We start from the raw sequence: 21,275 nt of genomic DNA, 5'->3' as shown, positions 1-21,275 counted from the left end.
GGCGCCCGCTAGGCCAGGCGGTGCATATATGACGTCGTGCGCGTTCGGGGCGGGGCGCCGGCAGTGGTATTCCTGTACCGCCTGCGGGGTCACCACATTCGATTTCCTGTCGCTTCTATCAAACAGGTAAAAGGATTTCATCATGCCCACCCCGAGCACCCCCACGACCCTGAGCCAACTGCCCGCCCAGGCCATCCATGCGCATTTCGCTACGCGCCCGGCCTTGTATTCCGTGGTGTTCAACGCCCTGCGCAGCCGTATCCTGGAGCGCTACCCATCGCTCAAGCTGGACTTGGCTACGGTCAAGCTGGCCAGCCCGCCCCCCGATGGTGTGTACACCTATCGGTCGTTGATGGAAGTTGCCATCGCCCATGTGCTCAACCCACAGTTGCTCGACCTGCGGCCCAAACACGGAATGGCGTACTACCTGACGCAACAGATTCCCACGATCCTCAAGCCTGATGCCGCGCCGCTGATCGACATGCAGGCAATCGCAAGCATCATTGATGAACTGCCCGAATCGATTCACCTGTATTTCCAGGCTGCGCTGGCCGACTACTGGAGCGAAACCGACAGCCATGGCAGCAGCCGTTGGCAGTGGCTGGGCGAATTTCTCAACGGCCGGATGACGGCAATAGCCGCCAGCCAATCGAGCTTGAACCCGACCCAGCGGGACATGCTCAGGGTCGTCGCTACCTGGCCGGTGCAAGCCGCACGCCTGCCCCAATCCTCACCCGCCACCTATGTTTATTTGATTGAGAACACATTCACCCATGCCGGCGAACAGGTCAGCCTGCTAACCCCCGACCTGCTGCTGGTGCGCGACAAGCAGGTGCTGCTGTACAGCGTGGCCGGGGATATCCAGGCGTTTGACGGCCTCGATGACTTCGGTGTTGCCTGGGGAGCCAGGATGCAGGCGCGCTTCCAGTTCGACAGCCTTACGTGGCGGCGCAACGAACCGGACGGCAATGTGTTCGAGCAACAGGCCGGCCTGATCCTCAATCAGCAACTGGAAGACCTGGCGACATTGAAGTTTCAAGGCCAGGACGAAAGAACGCTTGAACGACGTCTGGAAAAACTCACCGATCCGGCGCTGCTGTTTACCCAGGTGCCGACAGCCGCTGAGCCGACCTTGCAGATGGTCAATGAGCAACTGCCGCAGTGGCTCGCCCAGGCCAGCGCCGCCGACCGCTTTGCCTACCATCGCCACGTACAGGACATGGCGCAGGTGCTGCAACGTAACCAGGGCCGCTCGTTCAACGAGGGCATTGAAAACATCTACGGTTTCAGCCGCGCCGCGCTGCGCAAGCAGATGCAAGCCGATCATGGCGACTGCGACCCTGACGAAGTGGTGCTGGACTTTGCCGTGGCCGCCGGTTATCCAGGCGGTGCCGGTATTATCGAGCATGTGCGCATGTCGCTGACGGAGTTGGCGCTGAAAAACCTGGCCGGCAAACCTAAAGGCACACTGACGCTCTCAGCCAAAGGCTCCCAGGCGCTGCCGACCTGGCTGGACGAAGACTACCTGCTGGGCAGTACCGGGCTGATCCAGCGTGTCGATATCGGCGCCACCTATCCACAAACAATCAAAGACACCTTGTTGTCCGACACGGTTGACGCACGCCGCCGGGAAACCCTGTTTACCCGCGAACTCAAGGTCAAGCTGCCGATGCAGGCACTGGAATACAAGATTCGCGGGCAGCATGGCGTCACCGTCACCGGTTATCGCTACGTCAAAGCGTTGATGGGTGAAATGCCCTCGGACCGAATCGTCGACGAACAGGAGATTGTCCTGCGCCCATTGGCCCTGTGCCGCAAACCCGGGGCCGCACCGGATGAAGTCAACAACGCGTTCATTATCGAGCCGCGTGATACGAGTGTCGGCCCGCACCTGCTGTACCAGCCGCTGTATGCCGAGGCCCTGCATGAATACCCGACCCGCCAGGCCCTGCTCGACGCACTGGCCGCACCCGGTGCGTTGCAAGACACGGTGCTGGCGTGGCTGAGCGACAAGGCCCGCCCCATCTATGACCATGGCGGCATCAAGGAACCGCACATCATTCGTTTCCTGCCCGGGGATGAATTCAGCATCCCTGAAAAGCCAGCCCCTGCGACGCTCGCCGTCGATGAAGGCGCGGGCGAATGGCTGCAATCGCAAGTCAACGGTCAACTGCTCAATCATCTGTTCGGCAGCACGGCACGGGCCTTGGTCGACCTGGCGGACCGCGAGTCGGTGTCCAACCACGAAAGCCGTTGGGCCGTCGTGATGGAAGGCGCGTGGCTGCTGTTCAATACCCTGCTGTTACCGCTGGTACAGGGCCCGGCCATGCTGGCTGGTTGGTTCATGGTGCTGGTCAGCAGCCTGGAGCAGGATCTGGCCGGCCTGGACAGCAACGATCCCACCACCCGTGAGCTGGCACTGATCGATCTGTTGCTCAACACCGCCATGGTACTGCTGCACGCCACCGCCCCTTCCGATCGGTCTCCACAGCCGTTGTCAGAGCACTCCGCGCAGGAGCATGCCCTGCACCTGGAAACGTGGCACCGCTCGGCGGGACTGCCACCTGCGCAAGAAGCGCCGATAGTGCGCCATGGCCCAGTTTCGCTGCCCGGGGAACCGCCGGCGACCGGTCACACGGCCCTGGACTTCGGCCACTCGATTGCCAGCCCTCAAGCCGGCGCGAAGTTGCTCAAGGCGCTGCTCGATGTGCAGGTGCCGTGGCCCACCCCGCTACCGTCCCCTCTACCACACGGTGTTCTCAAAGGGCTGTACTGGATTGACGGCAAGTGGCACGCCAGCATCGGCGGGTTGTTGTTTCAGGCGAACGTGGTGCCGGGTTTCAACGAGGTCTACCTGGTGCATCCGGACCATCCCCAGCATCCCGGCTTCAAGCTGGTCAGCGACGGGCAAGGGCATTGGCGGCTGGACCGGTGTGCCAGACTGGAGGGTGGCATGCCCAGAGAGAGTCTCAGTAAGTGGAAGTCAACACGTGACGAGCGTATACGCGTGTTAACACAAGCGTTTGACGCGCTCTTGATAGAGATGAATTCAGAATTGATCTCTACCACTGTGCTTGAGTCCACCTTGAATACCACCCGCGCCCATCTGGCCGACCAGGCAACACTTCTGAGAAAGGACTGGCTACTCCTCGGCACCTCAGCCAGCATCCAGCAGCTTCACGCCCAGGTCGCCAGGCGCCACGCGGCCAGACGAGTCGATACTGCACATGCCAGGGCCCAGTGGGAAACAGCACTCGACAACTTCCAGCAAAACGGCCAGACATTGATCCCTTTGATGCAACGAATCGAAGCCAAGGCCGATGAACTGATGCAAGCCGACCGCACAGATTCCACACGCAGGCAAACACGAGATAAGGCCACAAGAATCATCTATAGCTACTGGAGTTCGGTCTTTGCGTGTCTGGCGCAAAAAATGGCCGACACTCTGGTAAGCGACAACGGCGAAAACTCCGACGAGCTCGGTGAGCGCGCCAATCGAGAATTACCGGAAAACATCACCCATGCCTACGATGAGTACATCAACACCAAAACGCGCCAAGTAGCGGCCCTCAATCAAATGATCGAGCCGGCAGAACAGATCGAGACCTTCCTCAAACAAGCCGACCCTGCACTGCGCCCATTACTGTTGGAAGGAAATCCTTCCGACCAAGACATCTCCTCAGTGGCGATCAAACAGCATGCAATGCTGGTGTTCACTGATTTGGTGTTCAATCGCACCCATCGCCCAGTGAGGGTGATGGAATTTCCGTTCATCCGTGTCCTCACCGACCCCCAACTCGCAAGTATTGTGCTCGCACATACAGAAATGCGCACCACCTCAGGCTACTCGACGGTGGAGCAAATCGATGTCCTCAAGGGGGCCCTTGAGCGCTATGAACAACTGGAGAGTGCGGTTAATTCGTTGCACGACATGAACTCCGGCTTCGTGCGGGAGGCTTATCGCGAGTCATACCTGAAACACCTGGATGAGGCACGTTCGGGCCTCGAGGCGCAACTGGCAAACTTGATCCTCGTTGAAGAAAAGATTGTCCCCAGGCCGGCTCTCGACAAAACCAAACGACAAAAATCCGCCACCCGACGGGTGATCAAAACCGCAGACAAGAAGAGCCTGGTGGGTGACTTGCGCGCACATCAGCCCAATGAGCCGGGCAATTATGTCGATATTACGGAGCCACTCACCGGGGCAATCGTCGCGTCTTACCACGAACACGCCAGCGAAGGTGTTTGGAAAGTCGTCGAGCCCGCCAGTGTGCCGACAAAAATACCCGCGCCTGCGGTTCGGTCATTGAGAAGAATCAGGGCCGATGCAGAAGCCATCACACACGAGCGAACAGACATCGATGCACGCATTCGCTTCCAACAGCGCAAACTCCAGGAACCCAGTCAACGCGAGACAGTCAACCCCAGGGATTGGGAAGAGATGCTGAGTCAACATGCGGCAAAATTTTCAGCATTGGCCAAGGAGCTTGAGAGCGCGACTGGCGAAGAAGCCGCGGCCCTGCGCAAGCGCTACGATGACGCGGCAAAGGCTGCCTCTGAACAGGCTCACCAGGTGTGCGCCGAAGGGTATCTGCTACAGCGCCCCAAAGCCTCCAGGATCGACTATTTACACACGCATGGTTTTGTCGATATCAACCTGGTGAAAAAACGCATCCCACTGAAGGCCGGTGACTTTCTCACCGAATATGTCATACGGGACAAACGTAAAATCAAACCAGGAATAAAGTGGGAGGAAGCTAACCTTTGGTACGCACACTTCCATTACACCTCCGTCGACTCGCCCGTCTCACCGCCTAATTACGGCCACCTGAAGACCCCAGCAGAACGCCTGTTTACGCGCAAGCAACTGATGGAGCGGGACAAGGCCAATAACCGCGTCGTGATCTATCTGGATGACGCCCGGATCGATGCGCCGCTGGATCAGAAGCTGTTCCTGAACCTGGAGGTGTACGGTCGTTCTTGATCGTTTCCACTCGTGGGAACGATCAAGAAGCAGGGTTCAGAGGGCTGATACAAGCCAGCCGCGTGCTGCCCAATTGTCTATGCTCTGTAGGACAACCTTGCGCACGAGGGTTTTATGAACGATCCAGCCAACAACAAGCCGCCAACCTTCTGGCAAATGCTCCACAGCGTCCTGGCAGCGGCCTTTGGTGTTCAGAGCGGCAAGAACCGCACCCGTGACTTTACCCACGGCAAGCCCAGCCACTTTGTGATCCTGGGCCTGCTTTTCACGGCGGTATTTGCCTTGACGTTGTTCGGCATCGTCAAGCTTGTGCTGCACTTGGCCGGGGTTTAACGCAGCAGTAATTGCAGGCTGAACGGGTACCGGTAGGATGCCGGCTTGCCTACGGCCGACAGTGCGCGAAAATCCACCGACGGCGTCGACGCCTGCAACTGTCGCGCCTGGTCGGCATCGATCAGTTGGAACAATGCTTGTTGACGGTCGCGCGTGCCGGTCGCGCCGATATCGATACCCTTGGCATGGTCATTGATCAACACCATCGCCCATCCGCCCAAAGTGAAGTGCCCTGCCACCAAGGTACTCAGGCGCCCATCCAAGCGTGCCCTGAGGATTTCTGGCGAGCTATTGAGCGCACTGAACAACACGTCTTTACCCGGCACCCGCCCGCTGTCTTGCAGGGCCTGCATGGCACCCAGTGCCATTTCATCATTGGCCGACCACACCAATGCGGCCTGCGGGTAGCGTTTGAATAACAGTGTGGCCTGCTCAAAGGCACGCTGGCGGTTCCACTCACCGTAGACAAGCTGACGCAGACGCACTTGGGGGTGCTCGGCCAACGCACGGCGCAAACCTTTTTCACGCAACTGCGCAGCCGGGGTGTTCTTGGCTCCGGAAAACGCCAACAGCTCAAGGGATGCCCCTTGCGCGAGCGGGGCATGGTTGCCTAGCAGGTCGATGAGCATCAGGTAACCGGCCTGCTCATCGTCGGCCACCAGGCTGCCGATCCACTCAGCGTCTTTATGAGCATCCAGCAATTGCACCTGATCGCTGGTCAGTGCGTTATTCACAATCAGCAGCTTGACCCCACTGCCCCGGGCCATGCGCAAGATCGGCGGGGCTACATATTGCTCATTGACCAGCACCAGATAGTCGGGCCGCTGACTGCCCTGCAGCGTCTCACGGGCTTGTGCCAGGGTGTTATCGGCGTTCCGCTCGGAATAGCGCACGCGCAAATCCAGGCCGAGGTCCTTGGCGGCGGCCTGCATGAATTGCGCATAACTGACCCAAAAGGTTTCCGTGGACGAGCCTGGGTTAAGAAAAACCACCGACGCCGCCCGGGCCATCGCCCCGTACGTCGATCCTGCTAACCACATACACGTAATCAGAACCTTCAACATGGTTGTTTCGAGCCTGGAATATTGATCGCCATAATAGTGGCAATGCGACAGCAAATCGAGGCTCAGTCAACGCTCTTTTACTGGTGGCTGACCCAGAACACGGCCGTCCCGACCACCAAGATGATCAGGAACAGAATGGCCCAAGCATCCACGGTACTGTCAGGTTTACGGACTTTGGTGGAATTGCTCATTGCATCGCCTCTTGTCAGTTTTATAGGTGACGGCACTAAGACTCGACCACAGTAAAGACCAGAGTTGCCCCTATGACAAATGTGGGTATGGCGATAACAGTTCTCATTAGTCAGTTTGGTTATTTACATATACCCAAACATCACTTTTGCGCATATACGCAAACTGGTATCGTGCGCCGGCTCCGTTGGGAGTGCGCGGCCGTGCGCGCAGATTTGCCGAGAACAGGACCTATATGTACGTATACGACGAATACGATCAGCGCATCATCGAGGACCGCGTCAAGCAGTTCCGTGATCAGACCCGACGCTACTTAGCAGGTGAACTGAGCGAAGAAGAGTTCCGCCCTCTGCGCCTGCAAAATGGCCTTTATGTTCAGCGCTTTGCGCCGATGCTGCGGGTCGCCGTGCCCTATGGCCAGCTGACTTCGCGCCAGACGCGAATGATGGCCAGGATTGCCCGCGACTTCGACAAAGGCTATGCCCACATCAGTACCCGCCAGAATGTGCAGTTCAACTGGCCGGCCCTGGAAGACGTGCCGGACATCCTGGCTGAACTGGCCACTGTGCAAATGCACGCCATTCAGACCAGCGGTAACTGCCTGCGCAACGTGACCACCGATCAGTTTGCCGGCGTCGCTGCCGACGAGTTGATCGACCCACGGCCGTGGTGCGAGATCGTGCGCCAGTGGACTACCTTCCACCCTGAGTTCGCCTACCTGCCGCGCAAGTTCAAGATCGCCATCAACGGCTCGACCTCGGACCGCGCCGCCATCGAAGTGCACGATATCGGCCTGGAGCCGGTGTACAACGCTGCCGGTGAGCTGGGTTTCCGCGTGCTGGTGGGTGGTGGATTGGGCCGTACCCCGGTGGTCGGCGCGTTCATCAACGAGTTCCTGCCGTGGCAGGACCTGCTGAGTTACCTCGACGCCATCCTGCGGGTCTACAACCGCTACGGCCGTCGTGACAACAAGTACAAAGCCCGGATCAAGATCCTGGTCAAAGCGCTGACCCCTGAGGTGTTTGCCCAGAAAGTCGATGCCGAAATGGAACACCTGCGCGGCGGCCAGACCACCCTGACCGAAGCCGAAGTGCACCGCGTCGCCAAGCATTTTGTCGATCCTGAATATAAAGCCCTGAGCAACCAGGACGCCGAACTGGCCGCCCTTGACCAGCAACACCCAGGTTTCGCCCGCTGGCGCACGCGCAACACCCTGGCGCACAAGAAGCCAGGCTATGTGGCGGTGACCCTGTCGCTCAAGCCCACCGGCGTTGCCCCAGGCGATATCACCGACAAGCAGCTGGACGCCGTTGCCGACCTGGCCGAGCGCTACAGCTTTGGCCAACTGCGTACCTCCCACGAGCAGAACATCATTCTTGCGGACGTCGAGCAGAGCCAACTGTTCACCCTGTGGGGCGAGTTGCGCGAAGGCGGTTTTGCCACGCCGAACATTGGCCTGTTGACCGACATCATCTGCTGCCCGGGCGGCGACTTCTGCTCCCTGGCCAACGCCAAGTCGATCCCGATTGCCGAATCCATCCAGCGCCGTTTCGACGATCTGGACTACCTGTTCGACATCGGCGAGCTGGACCTGAACATCTCCGGTTGCATGAACGCCTGTGGTCACCACCACGTCGGCCACATCGGCATCCTGGGCGTGGACAAGAAAGGCGAAGAATTCTACCAAGTGTCCCTGGGTGGCAGCGCCAGCCGCGATGCGAGCCTGGGCAAGATCCTCGGCCCATCCTTCGCCCAGGAAGCCATGCCCGAGGTGATCGGCAAGCTGATCGACGTCTACATCGAACAGCGCACCGAAGATGAACGTTTCATCGACACCTACCAGCGCATTGGCATCGACCTGTTCAAGGAGCGCGTCTATGCAGCGAATCATTAAGAACAACGAAGTCGTCGACGAAACCTGGCACCTGCTGCCCAAGGACGCGAGCTTCGACGGCATCTCCAACTGCGACGACCTGATCGTGCCGCTGGCCCTGTGGCGCGAACACGGCCACGCCCTCAAGGCCCGCGATGGCGGCCTGGGCGTGTGGCTGGACGCCGATGAAGAAGCCGAGGAAATCGGCGCCGACGTGGAACACTTCCAGGTCATCGCCCTGAACTTCCCGGCGTTCACCGATGGCCGCAACTACTCGAACGCCCGCCTGCTACGTGACCGTTATGGCTACAAGGGCGAACTGCGGGCGATTGGCGATGTGCTGCGTGACCAGTTGTTCTACCTGCACCGCTGCGGGTTCGATGCCTTCGCCTTGCGCGCCGACAAAGACCCGTACGAAGCGCTGGAAAGTCTCAAGGACTTTTCGGTGACCTATCAGGCGGCCACTGACGAGCCGCTGCCGCTGTTCCGTCGACGCTGAGTATCAAAATGTGGGAGGGGGCTTGCCCCCGATAACGGAGTACCAGTCAACAGATTCGTTGCCTGATCCACCGCTATCGGGAGCAAGCCCCCTCCCACATTTGGTTCTGCTTGGCTCTGCAAATTTGGGTGGGCAGACCAAGGCCAACGTCGCCCCGTGCATTGCGCTGGTACGTGACCAGTGGTTCACCCCCCGGCGCCCCCGCCAATACCGCGTGGCCATGAAGCAATCTTCACACTATAGGGTGAGCATTCGCCGTAATCGAACTGTCCTCTACTGATCAGCAGTTTTTAACCTCACTGACGACTGGAGTTCCTTATGGCGAAAATCAACCTGGCCCAGCAACTGGCGACCACCCTTGAACAGGCGGGTATCAAGCGCATCTGGGGCCTGACCGGTGACAGTCTCAATGGCCTGACCGACGCACTGCGCAGCATGGACAGTATCGAGTGGATGCATGTGCGCCACGAAGAAGTCGCCGCCTTTGCCGCCGGTGCCGAAGCCGCCGCCACGGGGGAGTTGACGGTGTGTGCCGGCAGTTGCGGGCCGGGCAACCTGCATTTGATCAATGGTTTGTTCGACTGCCATCGCAACCATGTGCCGGTGCTGGCGATTGCTGCGCAAATTCCGTCGTCAGAGATCGGCCTCAACTATTTCCAGGAAACCCATCCCCAGGAACTGTTCAAGGAGTGCAGCCATTTCATCGAGCTGGTGAGCAACCCCGAGCAGATGCCCCAGGTGCTGCACCGTGCCATGCGCGCGGCAATCCTCAACCGCGGCGTAGCGGTGGTGGTGATTCCGGGGGATGTGTCGTTGCTTGAAGTGGAAGATAAACTCAAGCCCTGGCCAGCCCTGCACGCACCGCGCACCTTACCGGCTGAGCAGGACTTGCAACGCCTCAGCGAGATCCTTCAGGGCAGTGAAAAGGTCACCCTGCTGTGCGGCAGCGGCTGTGCCGGTGCCCACGACCAAGTCGTAGCGCTGGCCGATGCGCTCGGCGCGCCGGTGGTGCACGCGTTGCGCGGCAAGGAACATGTGGAGTGGGATAACCCGTTTGACGTGGGCATGACCGGCCTGATCGGTTTCAGTTCCGGTTACCACGCCATGCTCGACTGCGACACTTTGATCATGCTCGGCACCGACTTCCCCTACCGCCAGTTCTACCCCACCGATGCCAAGATCATTCAGGTTGATCGCGACCCGCAAGCCCTGGGACGACGCGCCACGCTGGATCTGGGCATCGCCGCCGATGTCAGGGAGACCATCGATGCCCTGCTGCCGCGCCTGACCCGCAAGACCGATCGCAGCTTTCTTGAGACCTCGTTGAAGCACTACGAGAAGGCCCGTCAGGGGCTGGATGACTTGGCGCAACCCTCCAAGGCGAATCGACCGATCCACCCCCAGTACGTCGCACGCTTGCTCAGCGAGTTGGCCGACGATGATGCGATCTTCACCGCCGACGTCGGCTCACCCACGGTGTGGGCGGCGCGTTATTTGAAGATGAATGGCAAACGCCGGCTGATCGGCTCGTTCAATCATGGCTCTATGGCCAACGCCATGCCCCAGGCCATCGGCGCCCAGGCGGCATTCCCTGGGCGCCAGGTGGTTTCAATGTCGGGCGATGGCGGGTTTACCATGTTGATGGGGGATTTCATTTCACTGGCGCAGTTGAATCTGCCGGTCAAACTCATTGTGTTCAATAACTCGTCCCTGGGGTTTGTGGCCATGGAAATGAAGGCTGCCGGGTACCTGGACACTGGCACCGAGTTGAAAAACCCGGACTTCGCGGCCATGTCCAATGCCATGGGCATCCTGGGGATTCGCGTGGAGCAATCCGAAGACCTCGAGCCGGCTTTGCGCCGCGCATTGGCCCATGATGGCCCGGTGCTGGTAGACGTGGTGACCGCCACTCAGGAACTGGTGATGCCGCCAAGTATCAAGCTGGAACAGGCCAAAGGGTTCAGCTTGTATATGCTCAAAGCGGTGATGAGTGGGCGCGGGGATGAGGTGATTGAACTGGCCCGGACCAACTGGCTGCGTTAAACGAAAAGGTGGGAGGGGCTTGCTCCTCCCACACCTGAGCGCATTGCCCGATCAAGCCTTCTGTTTTTCCACCCATTTGCCGTAGGCATCGATAAATGCTTGCAAGAATGGTTTGGTCTTTTCCGACACCTTGCCCGCCTCATCGAACACACTGCCCGCCCCACCCAGGTAAGCTTCCGGCTGCTGCATGCACCACACATCCAGGAACACCAGTGACTGGCGCAGGTGGTGATTGGCGCCGAAACCACCAATGGCACCCGGCGACACACTGATGATCGCACCAGGCTTGCCGCCCCAGGCGCTTTGCCCATATGGACGGGAACCTACGTCGATAGCGTTCTTCAACGCTGCCGGTACGGAGCGGTTGTATTCCGGGGTCACGAACAGCACCGCGTCGGATGAACTCACCTGTTGGCGGAAAGTACTGTAGGCTGCGGGCGGTGTTGCACCGTCGATGTCCTCGTTGTAGAGCGGCAAGTCGCCGATTTCAACAATGTTCAACTTGAGATTGGCAGGCGCCAGCTCGGCCAAGGCCAGGGCGACCTTGCGGTTGATCGACGCTTTTCTCAAGCTGCCCACCAGGACGGCAATCGTGTAGACCTTGCTCATTGAGGTTTCCCGACTTCTGAATAAAGGAGCTTGTAGTTATAAAGGCTTAGCGGCGTGTTCACCAGAGGGTTTCGATGATTACCGGGGCGTTTTCCTTGCAGTAATCTGCGTAGGAAGTGTCTGAAAATATCAGCGAATAGTATTTTTTTCTTATAGGTAAACTACCCCGCTCCCTGACGGTCTACAGAACCGCAAATCGAGCGTTTATCTCCAGAGGTTCTAAACAGATGGCAGCAGTACTAGTCGGACAGTTCCATGCCAGAGACGCGGAAGGCCGCGTATATTCGGTGCATGAGTTCCAGGAATCCAACCCGGCGCAAGGCGACCTGGCTGGCTCGACGCCCACCACCACCACCTACAAGCTGGCCATTGGCGACCGTGTAGAGAAACTGGAAGGCGATGAATTCAAACTGATCCAGTCGGGGACCATTCTCGTCCGCGAATCGAAAACTACCCTGGCATCATAAGGGTCCCCGTTTGTACACCCGCTCAGTCCTGGCCATCGATGGCGTTGACTGGGCCGGGGCCATCAAGGACTGCGGATCTGCGTCACTTCGATGCCCTGCTCACTTTGTTTGAGCGTCACCACCAGTTGCCCTCTCTCCCCCTCCACCGCGTACATCGAGCGCTTGTAGCCCGACCGGTTGGACGCGGGGTACGCCTCCACTTGCTTGATCAAGGTAACCGCCAACACGGTGCCGACCTGCTCGTTCACTTTTTCCTGGGAACGGATGAACGTTTCAAGTGCAAGGCCTTCGGATGGGTGTTGCGTGGGGTCGTTGAAGAGGTAAGCCGCCACGCATCCCACGGTCACAAGAACCACGAGTTGCTTGGCCGTCACCCCGAAGAACGTCGAGGGTAGAGGCATTTGAGACCAGACCTGTTTTTTGTTGTAAGTACCGGCAAGCCGGCATTGGTCGTTACTGATCAGACACACCATTCTAATGAGGTCATGGCCGAGCGCCATAGGCCGGGGCGACCCGCGCAGTCTTTTTTGCGCCTGAGGGCTTGCACCATTGAATACCCATCGCGCTGCACATAGACTCCGGCCATGCGTTTACGTCATATCGAAGTGATTCAGGCCATCTTGCAAACCGGACACCTGGGCACGGCCGCCGAATGGTTGCAACTCTCTGTGGGTGAAGTAGACGCAATCCTGAAAGACGCCGAGTTGCAGCTGGGGTTCATGCTGTTTGCCAGCGTGCGCGGTCGGCTCCAGGCAACACGGGAAACGCTGGAGTTGCAGACGCACATTGCCCAACTGTACGAAGCCTTTGAGCCAGTACAGCGATTGGCCAGCCGTTTGAAACACCATCACGCTCCAACCCTGCGTGCCCTTTGCACCCCGCCCCTGGCCAACCAGCTGTTGCCGCAAAGCATCGCCATGCTGCGCAGACGTTTCCAGGATACGCCGTGCAATCTGTCGAGCCAGCCGACCCGGGAGATCGTCAGGAGCCTGCTGCTGCACGAAGCGGATGTGGGCCTGAGCCTGCATGACCCGGAACATGCGCAAATCCAAAGCACGGTGCTGGCCCAGGGCAAGCTGCAATTGCTCGCGCCCCATGGCTGGCTCAAACCCAGGCAGAAGTACATTGCACTGCAAGACCTGGCCGGGCAGTCGCTGATCGGGCTTGAGGGGCATGACCCGCTCAGCCGCCTGCTGGATGCCAAGCTGCAAGCCCTGCGCCCGCTGCCGGTGGTGCAAACGCGGGTGCAGACGTACCAGATGATGCGCAGCATGGTCGAGGCCGGAGAAGGCTTGGCGATTGTCGACCCCTTTACCGCCTTTGGTGCAAGGGAGGCCGGGCTGGATGTATGCCCGGTGTCGCCCCCCATACTGGTCAGCCTCTATGCACTGACCCTGAAGGACGGTGCGACGTCACCGGCCTTGAATGCGCTGCTGGAAATAGTCACCCAGAAAGCCGAAAGCCTGGCTTGCAACGACACCAAACCCTTGTAGAAGCGAGTTCAGACTGCTTCCACCTCGGTCTTGAACAACCGATACCAGAAAATCGCCACCTCGCGGGTTTGTGGATCAATCCCGCGATAACGCAGTTGGTCTATCCCGCCCATCACGTACCCGCAGCGCTCATACAGGCGGCAGGCACCCAGATTATTGTTCTGGGTTTCCAGCATCATGCCCGGCAGGTTTTTCTTGCGGGCCCAGAACTGCGCCACATCCAGCAGCGCCTTGGCCACGCCATGGCGTCGCGCCGGCAACACCACGGCCAACTCATCAACATGCGCAAAACCATTCCAGTTGGTGCTGACCACAATGTGCCCTACCGCACGGTCATCCAGGTAGGCCATGAAGATCGCACTGTCGGCGGCATCGCGAAAGCTGGCGAACTCTTCCGGGTCGATGCCATAGCATTTGCGATACGGCAGGACGCGCTCAACCGGCCATTGCTCGACGCGCTGGCCCATCTGCGGTACGCCATAGGCGCTAACCTCGAAACTGAAGTCATTGCCCCATACATAGGCATCAAAACCTTCGTCGGCGACGCGCACACTGAGCCCTGGGTACTTCGGGTTCATCACAGCTTGCTGCATAAACATTCTTAACCCTTGATGCAATCGACGGTGTAACGACGGCCACTGCCGTCATCTTCGTGTTGCAGCCCATGAACATCGGCGACAAAACCGGGGAAACTGCTATCGAACGTGCGGGCAAATGCCAGGTAGTCGATGATTGAACGCGTTGATTCGGTAAAGCGCTCGCCGGGCATTATCAATGGAATGCCCGGTGGATAAGGCACCAGCATTACGGCTGCGATGCGTCCTGGCAAGGCATCGATGGATACCGCTTCAACTTCGCCTCTGACCAGTTGGTCGTAGGCATCGGCGGGTTTCATCGCGATCTGCGGCAATACCGTGTACATGCGCTTGAGATGCTTGGCGGTGGCGTTGCTACGGTAACAGCTGTGCAACTGGTCGCAAAGATCGCGCAGGCCCAAGCCCTGATAACGTACCGGCCCCTGGGCGTATACCGAGGGCAAGCAACTGGCCAGGCTGACGTTGGCATCGTAACTGCGCTTGAACTCCAGCAACTCGGTGAGCAAGGTGCTCCACTTGCCTTTGGTGATCCCCATGGAAAACAACACGAGGAACGAATAAAGCCCGGTTTTTTCCACCACCAGGCCGCGCTCCCAGAGAAACTTGCTGACCACCGCGGCGGGAATCCCACAATCGCTCAAGGCGCCACCTGCATTGAGGCCAGGCATCACCAGGGTGACTTTGATCGGGTCCAGCAAGACATAATCTTCAGCCACATCGCCAAAGCCGTGCCAATCATCCAGGGGATGCAATAGCCAGTCCGCCGTGGCAACGCGGTCGATACCCGCCACCGATTGTGGCTGCCAGATCGAAAACCACCAATCCTCGGCAGCAATATGCTGGCGCAGATTGGCCAGCGCGCGGCGGAAACTCAGGGCCTCGTCGAACATTTCCTGCAACAGCGAGCGCCCGGCGGGGCCTTCCATCATCGCCGAAGCGACATCCAGCGAAGCGATGATGCTGTATTGCGGTGAAGTCGAGATGTGCATCATGAAGGCTTCGTTGAAACGGTCACGGTCCAGCTGCCGTGCGCCGCCATCCTGCACATGAATCATCGATGCCTGGCTGAATGCGGCCAGCAGTTTGTGGGTGGAGTGGGTGGTAAATACCAGCGGGCTGTCTGGTGTGCGCGAGGTGCCCATGCCATAGCGCCCGGCGAAAAACTCGTGAAATGCCGCATAGGCATACCAGGCTTCATCGAAGTGCAGCACCTCTACGCTATTACCCAATTGCTGCTTGATCAGTTCGGCGTTGTAGCACAGGCCGTCGTAGGTGGAATTGGTCACCACCGCCAGCTTCACCTTGGGTGGCCGGCCATATGCCAACGGGCTGGCGTCGATCTTGGCGCGGATTGACTCGGGGCTGAATTCGCTCAGGGGGATCGGGCCGATGATCCCCAGTTCGTTGCGCTCCGGGCACAGGTACAGCGGGATAGCGCCGGTCATGATGATCGAGTGCAGCACTGACTTGTGGCAGTTGCGGTCCACCAACACCAGGTCGTCGCGACCGACCATGGAATGCCAGACGATCTTGTTGGCGGTGGAGGTGCCATTGATGACGAAGAACGTATGGTCGGCGCCAAAGTTGCGCGCGGCGCGGGCCTCGGCTTCGGCCAGGGGCCCGGTATGATCGAGCAGCGAGCCCAGTTCAGGGACGGAAACAGACAAGTCCGAGCGCAGGGTGTTCTCCCCGAAGAACTGGTGAAACGCCTGCCCCACCGGGCTTTTACGATACGCCACGCCACCGCCATGGCCAGGGGTGTGCCAGGAGTAATTGGAATCGGCGGTGTGCTGCACCAAGGCCTTGAAGAACGGCGGTAACAGGCCGTCCAGGTAAGTGCGTGCAGAGCGGGCGACCTGGCGCGCCAGGAACGGCACGGTGTCTTCGAACAGATAAAGAATGCCGCGTAGCTGGTTAAGCTCGCTCATCGCATCGGCCGGCGCGTTTTCCAGGGTGACTTGCTCACCCAGGGCAAAGATCGGCAGGTTGGGTGCCCTCACCCGCGCCAGGCGGATCAGCTCGACCATGTTTTGCAGCAGGTGGGTATTTTCCCCGGCGCCTTCTGCTGCGATCAACATGCACGCCAAACCGTGATGGGTGGAAGCCACCAACCGCCCTTCGGCGTAGTCCACCGCAGAAAATATACTGAAGCCCTCTTGTTCCAACTCCCTGGCGATGCCTCGAACCCGGTCACCGGCAACGGTGTCGGCCTTGATGTCACGGTGCACGATAAGAATAGGGAACTTGAGGTCTTTGTACATGAGCGCTCTTACTCCGGAGGGCTTTGCACTCAGGGTAGAAGCTGGAAGCGAATGTGGCGAATGAAGATTTTGTTGGCAGTGGTGATCACATGTGGAAGCGCGCTTGCCTCACTGCCAGTCAGCTATGGAGAGGGTGCAGGCAATAGGCCCCTTGTGGCGAGGGAGCTTGCTCCCTCGCCACAGTACCTGCCGCAACTACTGTTGCGTAAGTTGAGTCCACAACGCCGGCGCACCCGCCGCCTTGGCAATCGCTTCCAACCGCGCCACGTGCTCGGCCAGGTCCTGCTCGCTGGCGCGGATGATCGGCGTAGGCTTGCGATCGGCCGGCAGGCGGCGGATTTCCGAAGGGCGATTGCCGGAGCCTTCTGCCGAGCCGCTGCCATCAGAGGCATTACCAGCCAGGGACAGGCTGGTTTGCCCGCCGGTCATGGTCAGGTAAACGTCGGCCAGGATCTCGGAGTCGAGCAAGGCGCCGTGCAGTTCACGGCCGGAGTTATCGACACCATAACGCTTGCACAAGGCATCCAGGCTGTTGCGTTGGCCCGGGTGACGCTCACGGGCCATCATCAAGGTATCGAGGATCGTGCAGTGCTGGGAAATGTCCGCACGGTCCGTCTGCCCCATCAGGGCAAATTCGTTGTTGATGAAGCCGATGTCGAACGCCGCGTTATGGATGATCAACTGGGCGCCGTTGATGAACTCGAAGAACTCATCAGCGACTTCGGCAAAGCGTGGCTTGCCCTTGAGGAATTCATCGGTGATGCCGTGGACGCCGATCGCGCCTTCGTCACTGTCACGGTCCGGTTGCAGGTAAACGTGGAAGTGGCGGCCGGTCAGGCGGCGCCCCATCAGTTCGACGCAACCGATTTCGATGATCCGGTGACCATCGGTCACCGGCATGCCGGTGGTTTCGGTATCGAGTACAACAGATCGGATGGCCATCAGGGTTCAGCTCTCAACGGTGTGGTGTGCAATGTGATGTGGTGAATCAAAGGGCGCGATGTTAACACGTGAGCTGATTCAGCTCTGCTTGTAGCCGCGCACTTCATCCACGCCACGATTGGCCAACTGGTCGGCGCGTTCGTTGCCAGGGTGGCCGATGTGCCCACGCACCCATTTCCAGGTGATGTCGTGACGGTTGCATTGCTCGTCGAGCAACTGCCACAAGTCAGCATTCTTGACCGGCTCCTTGGCCGCCGTCTTCCAACCGCGCTTCTTCCAGTTGACCATCCACTCGTTGATGCCCTTCATCACGTATTGCGAGTCGGTCACCAGCAAGACGTTGCAGCGCCGCTTGAGCTCTTCCAGGCCACGAATAGCGCCCATCAGCTCCATGCGGTTATTGGTGGTATTGGCTTCACCGCCCCACAGTTCCTTCTCCACGCCCTTGCACACCAGCAAGGCGCCCCAACCGCCGGGGCCGGGGTTGCCCTTGCAGGCGCCATCGGTGAAGAGTTCTACGCTATCGGTCATCGGTTGTATCCATCAAAACGGGCTGGCGGTAATCGACCGACAGTATCCCGAGGCCGGACAAACCGGCCTGAAATCAAAAAAGGGTTCAGCGTTCGCTTTGCTTGCGGTTGACCTTGGCCATCGGCATCGGCACGAGCTTGCCAATGGGCTGGCGCGCAACCTGGCGCACCGGCCGCAACCCGACCACGATCTTGCGCGCTACCAGTAGATAGAAGCCGCCGCCGGATAATTGCCAGGCACCCGCACGGCGTTCCCAGCCGGCCAGGCGGCCCTGCCACTTGGCTGTCGCAAGCGGCGGACGATAGCACCCGAAGCGACGTTTCTCCAGCGCAAAGCCCAGCAGGTTCAGCCAGTCTCCCACCCGCGATGGCGAGATGCAGCGCGCCTGACGCAGGCCATCATGGGCGAATACACGGCGCAAGCCCCAACTGCTCCAGGGGTTGATACCGACAATCAGCAAATGGCCACCTGGGCGCACGCTGCTCGCGGCTTCGCGCAGCAACCCATGGGGCGACAGGCAGAAATCCAGGCCATGCTGCAGCACCACCACATCAGCGGCGTGCTCGCTCAAGGGCCAGGCCTGTTCCTCACAGACGATTTCCACCCCCGGCAGCGGCGCGCCCAGGCGAACATTGCGTTGCACCTGGGGCGCCGAAGGCGGCGTCTGGGCCGAGGGGCCGTAATGCACCAGATAGCCGCCAAAGAACCGGCCCAGCTCGTCGTCGAGCATACGCCGCTCTTCGTCCAGCAGAAATTGTCCAATCGGCCCGGACAACCATTCGCGGGCCGCGCTGATCAGGGCCAGCCACTCAGGATCGGCCTGGGCGAACGCTTTATCAGTCATTGCATTCTCCAACTCGCCTAGACGTTCTAAGATGCACCAATGTGTTCAGCTTGGCGAATCGAAGAATGATACAGATCAGTGCCCTACCCGCCTTCACCGACAACTACATCTGGTTGTTACAAGACCCTTCCACCCTGCGCTGCGCCGTGGTCGACCCCGGCGATGCCGCGCCGGTGCTGGCCTGGCTCAAGCAGAACACCGAGTGGACCCTCAGCGACATTCTGGTCACCCACCATCACCATGATCATGTGGGCGGTGTCGAGCAACTGAAAAATATTACCGGCGCCAAGGTCTACGGCCCGGCCAATGAAAAGATTCCGGCGCGAGATGTAGCCCTGCACGACAATGACCGCATCAACGTGCTGGGCTGGGACTTCGACGTGTACGCCGTGCCGGGGCACACGCTGGGGCATATCGCTTTTTACCATCAGGGCGTGTTGTTGTGTGGCGATACGCTGTTCGCTGCCGGTTGCGGCCGCCTGTTCGAGGGCACGCCTGAGCAGATGCATGCTTCCCTGCAGCGCCTGGCCACCCTGCCTGCCGATACACTTGTGTACTGCACCCATGAATACACACAAAGCAACCTCAAGTTTGCCCAGGCTGTTGAACCGGACAACATCGATATCGCCGAACGGGTGGAAAATGTTGCCCAACTTCGCGCCCGTGGCGAGATCACGCTGCCTTCGAGCCTGGCGCTGGAAAAACTCACGAATCCCTTTTTGCGCACCGCTGAAACATCCGTTAAACAAAAAGCGGACGAACGGAATGGCCGCGACAACCGCTCTGGGGCCGAGGTGTTTGCTAGCTTGAGGGCTTGGAAAGATAAGTTCTAAGAGGATGCAATCTGATACGTAATTTCTGAATGGTTGACCGGAACCAAAGCGCTTTCTAGAATCGCCCGACATTTTTGCCCGGAACTTACTTCCAGCCAATGTCGTCATCTATTCGTAAATCCATTTCTTCAGACGCATTGACCCGCCTGGCTCAAGCCGTGGCGGTGGCCGTTTCCGCAACTCTGGCGGGCTGCCAATCGACCAATTACGCTGCACAATCCACCGTGCAACCCAAACCCAATCTTGCTGCCAAGATCAAGCAAAAACCTATTTGGCTATCAGAGAAGCCCAGCCCCGAAGTACCCCAGGATGTCTGGGAACGCATGCGTCGGGGCTTTCAATTGCAGGACGGTGTCGGCGTCAACCCACGCATCGAGCAACAGCGTCTGTGGTTCGCCAGCAACCCGTCCTTTCTGGAGAACGCCGGTGAACGCGGCAGCCTCTACATTCATTACATCGTCGAACGCCTTGAAGAACGCAACATGCCTCTGGAGCTGGCCCTGCTGCCAGTGATTGAAAGTGCCTACAACCCGATGGCTTATTCGCGCAGCGATGCGGTCGGCTTGTGGCAGTTCATTCCCTCCACCGGGCGCTACTTCAACCTGCGCCAGACCCGTGCCTACGACGGCCGCCGCGACATTACCGCCTCCACCACCGCCGCCCTGGACTATCTGACACGTCTGCATGACATGTTCAACGGCGACTGGCTGCTGGCATTGGCGGCTTATAACGCCGGCGAAGGTACGGTCAGCCGGGCGATCGAGCGCAACGAAAAGCTCGGCCTGCCTACCGATTACTGGAACCTGCCCCTGCCCCAGGAAACCAAGGACTATGTGCCCAAGTTCCTGGCCCTGTCCCAGGTGGTTCTGGCGCCAGAGGCCTACGGCGTCAACCTGAACCCGATTGCCAACACGCCGTACTTCGAAGTGGTTGAAGTCAAGCAAAGCATGGACCTGTCACGGGTTGCCGCGTTGGCCGAAATCGACGAAGACGAACTGTTCCAGCTCAACCCGGCCCTGAAACAACGCACCACCCTGGACGGCCCCCAGCATTTGCTGGTGCCGACCTCCAAGGCGCAGCTGCTCACCAGCACCCTTTCGACGATGAAGCCGGAAGAATTGCTGAGCATGCGCCCCAAGAAGCCGGTGTTCGACGAAGTCGAGACCAAGTCGGTGGCCGGACGTACCCGCAGCTACAAGGTGCGCAGTGGCGATAACCTTACCTTGATCGCCAAGGCCAACAAGGTCGACGTGCATGACCTGCAACGCTGGAACAAGCTCAACGGCCAGGCACTCAAGGTCGGCCAGACCCTGGTGATGCAGGACACCCGCAAGGCCGCAGCGAAAAAACCGGTGCAGTACAAGGTCAAGAAAGGCGACTCGTTGTACATGGTCGCCAAGCGTTTCAACGTTGAGATGCAACATCTCAAGCGTTGGAACCCGCGCACCGGCCAGGCGTTAAAGCCAGGGCAGATGCTGGTGGTTTCCGGGCCAAGATAAAGCCCTCAAGAACACCGGAGGCTAATGTGGGAGGGGGCTTGCTCCCGATAGCAGTGGGTCAGTCAGCCTATGTATTGGCTGACATGCCGCTATCGGGAGCAAGTCGAGTCGTCGCACCGCCCCTCCCACATTGGATCGCCATCGCCCTAACTGGCTTTTTCCAACCGGAACAAGCTGTTACTGTACCGATCATAAAGCCCAAGCCGCCTGGATCG

17 protein-coding genes are annotated in these 21,275 nt (G+C 59.3%); 9 read left to right on the top strand and 8 right to left on the bottom strand.

Annotated features, from left to right (window positions below; all coding sequences use genetic code 11):
- The first annotated feature begins 142 nt into the window (after positions 1–142).
- Positions 143–4,984, top strand: coding sequence for a dermonecrotic toxin domain-containing protein (locus tag FW800_RS07725; protein WP_446437342.1), 4,842 nt, complete (start codon positions 143–145; stop codon positions 4,982–4,984).
- A 114-nt stretch (positions 4,985–5,098) separates the two neighbouring features.
- Positions 5,099–5,317 (top strand): DUF2970 domain-containing protein, encoded by a 219-nt coding sequence (locus FW800_RS07720; RefSeq protein ID WP_032875959.1) that lies wholly within the window; start codon positions 5,099–5,101, stop codon positions 5,315–5,317.
- On the opposite strand, the gene FW800_RS07715 is transcribed toward FW800_RS07720, so the two are convergent.
- On the bottom strand, positions 5,314–6,381 hold the full coding sequence (locus FW800_RS07715) for an ABC transporter substrate-binding protein (protein ID WP_446437341.1): 1,068 nt from the start codon (positions 6,379–6,381) through the stop codon (positions 5,314–5,316). The two genes, FW800_RS07720 and FW800_RS07715, sit on opposite strands and share 4 nt — an antisense overlap.
- A gap of 424 nt (positions 6,382–6,805) precedes the next feature.
- On the opposite strand from FW800_RS07715, the gene FW800_RS07710 reads away from it, so the two are divergent.
- The 3 genes from FW800_RS07710 to poxB all read left to right on the top strand — a co-directional run bounded on the left by FW800_RS07710 (position 6,806) and on the right by poxB (position 10,985).
- Entirely contained in the window at positions 6,806–8,464 is a 1,659-nt protein-coding gene (locus tag FW800_RS07710; RefSeq protein WP_032875965.1) for a nitrite/sulfite reductase, read from the top strand.
- Complete coding sequence (locus FW800_RS07705; RefSeq protein WP_103734335.1) at positions 8,448–8,942, top strand: DUF934 domain-containing protein; 495 nt, start codon at positions 8,448–8,450, stop codon at positions 8,940–8,942. The genes FW800_RS07710 and FW800_RS07705 overlap by 17 nt, the downstream gene beginning before the upstream one ends.
- A gap of 318 nt (positions 8,943–9,260) precedes the next feature.
- Positions 9,261–10,985 (top strand): ubiquinone-dependent pyruvate dehydrogenase, encoded by a 1,725-nt coding sequence (gene poxB / locus FW800_RS07700; protein ID WP_446437340.1) that lies wholly within the window; start codon positions 9,261–9,263, stop codon positions 10,983–10,985.
- Positions 10,986–11,036: 51 nt separating this feature from the next.
- Here the strand turns inward: poxB and FW800_RS07695 are convergent, their stop codons facing one another.
- Positions 11,037–11,594 (bottom strand): NADPH-dependent FMN reductase, encoded by a 558-nt coding sequence (locus FW800_RS07695; protein ID WP_446437339.1) that lies wholly within the window; start codon positions 11,592–11,594, stop codon positions 11,037–11,039.
- Between the two features lie 227 nt (positions 11,595–11,821).
- On the opposite strand from FW800_RS07695, the gene FW800_RS07690 reads away from it, so the two are divergent.
- Entirely contained in the window at positions 11,822–12,061 is a 240-nt protein-coding gene (locus tag FW800_RS07690; protein ID WP_446437338.1) for a hypothetical protein, read from the top strand.
- Positions 12,062–12,123: 62 nt separating this feature from the next.
- Here FW800_RS07690 and FW800_RS07685 read toward each other — a convergent pair whose 3' ends face one another.
- A complete protein-coding gene (locus tag FW800_RS07685) occupies positions 12,124–12,462 on the bottom strand; it encodes a hypothetical protein (RefSeq protein WP_248089867.1) in 339 nt (112 codons plus the stop codon).
- Between the two features lie 183 nt (positions 12,463–12,645).
- Between FW800_RS07685 and FW800_RS07680 the strand changes: the two genes are divergently transcribed.
- Positions 12,646–13,554: a LysR substrate-binding domain-containing protein gene (locus tag FW800_RS07680; protein WP_078821516.1), complete on the top strand. Its 909-nt coding sequence runs from the start codon at positions 12,646–12,648 to the stop codon at positions 13,552–13,554.
- An 8-nt stretch (positions 13,555–13,562) separates the two neighbouring features.
- Here FW800_RS07680 and FW800_RS07675 read toward each other — a convergent pair whose 3' ends face one another.
- From FW800_RS07675 to FW800_RS07655, 5 genes are all read right to left on the bottom strand, one after another.
- Positions 13,563–14,132, bottom strand: coding sequence for a GNAT family N-acetyltransferase (locus FW800_RS07675; protein ID WP_446437428.1), 570 nt, complete (start codon positions 14,130–14,132; stop codon positions 13,563–13,565).
- 23 nt (positions 14,133–14,155) lie between these two features.
- Positions 14,156–16,411, bottom strand: coding sequence for an Orn/Lys/Arg family decarboxylase (locus FW800_RS07670; protein WP_446437337.1), 2,256 nt, complete (start codon positions 16,409–16,411; stop codon positions 14,156–14,158).
- 195 nt (positions 16,412–16,606) lie between these two features.
- Positions 16,607–17,347 (bottom strand): DNA polymerase III subunit epsilon, encoded by a 741-nt coding sequence (gene dnaQ, locus FW800_RS07665; RefSeq protein ID WP_164699548.1) that lies wholly within the window; start codon positions 17,345–17,347, stop codon positions 16,607–16,609.
- Positions 17,348–17,431: 84 nt separating this feature from the next.
- Positions 17,432–17,884, bottom strand: a complete 453-nt coding sequence (rnhA, locus tag FW800_RS07660; protein ID WP_003173571.1) for a ribonuclease HI — start codon at positions 17,882–17,884, stop codon at positions 17,432–17,434.
- 85 nt (positions 17,885–17,969) lie between these two features.
- Positions 17,970–18,728: a class I SAM-dependent methyltransferase gene (locus tag FW800_RS07655; protein WP_248136386.1), complete on the bottom strand. Its 759-nt coding sequence runs from the start codon at positions 18,726–18,728 to the stop codon at positions 17,970–17,972.
- A gap of 65 nt (positions 18,729–18,793) precedes the next feature.
- On the opposite strand from FW800_RS07655, the gene gloB reads away from it, so the two are divergent.
- Both gloB and FW800_RS07645 read left to right on the top strand, forming a co-directional pair.
- Positions 18,794–19,561 (top strand): hydroxyacylglutathione hydrolase, encoded by a 768-nt coding sequence (gene gloB / locus FW800_RS07650; RefSeq protein ID WP_446437336.1) that lies wholly within the window; start codon positions 18,794–18,796, stop codon positions 19,559–19,561.
- Between the two features lie 98 nt (positions 19,562–19,659).
- Positions 19,660–21,060, top strand: a complete 1,401-nt coding sequence (locus FW800_RS07645; RefSeq protein WP_216091547.1) for a transglycosylase SLT domain-containing protein — start codon at positions 19,660–19,662, stop codon at positions 21,058–21,060.
- Positions 21,061–21,275: the final 215 nt, after the last annotated feature.

Source organism: Pseudomonas sp. 910_23 (assembly GCF_052850795.1).
This window is presented reverse-complemented; position numbering and strand designations above follow the sequence as displayed.